This is a genomic window from Microbacterium sp. GbtcB4 (genome assembly GCF_019091465.1).
Lineage (GTDB): Bacteria > Actinomycetota > Actinomycetes > Actinomycetales > Microbacteriaceae > Microbacterium > Microbacterium paraoxydans.
Genome location: NZ_JAGXJJ010000156.1, coordinates 1 through 269, shown reverse-complemented (window position 1 = coordinate 269; position 269 = coordinate 1). Strand labels below are relative to the sequence as shown.

Below are 269 nucleotides of genomic sequence, written 5' to 3'. Positions count from 1 at the left end.
TTCCGTCAGGTCGATTTTAGGATATAAACGTCCTCTACTCTCATAAGTTCGCTCGTGAGAATTTACGAGCGAAAATTCATAACCCGCATAATCCATTTGCTTGCGAATATCTTTCAGTACATTGTCATGAGTTTTCCCGAAGACTTCAGCAATCATCAAACTATCAGTTACAACTTTTCCATTGCTTCCAAGTACTAATTGTTTATCATCTGTTGAACTTAGCGTGTTCATTTCCGTTATGAGACCTCCTTCATATCTAAGATCTTTAT

At 37.2% G+C, this 269-nt stretch carries 1 protein-coding gene; it reads right to left on the bottom strand.

What is annotated here, in order from left to right; all coding sequences use genetic code 11:
* Nucleotides 1-231, bottom strand: a 231-nt coding sequence (locus tag KVS71_RS17560; protein WP_217585166.1) for a Rha family transcriptional regulator, incomplete at its 3' end; no start/stop codon positions are given.
* Between the last annotated feature and the right edge of the window lie 38 nt (nt 232-269).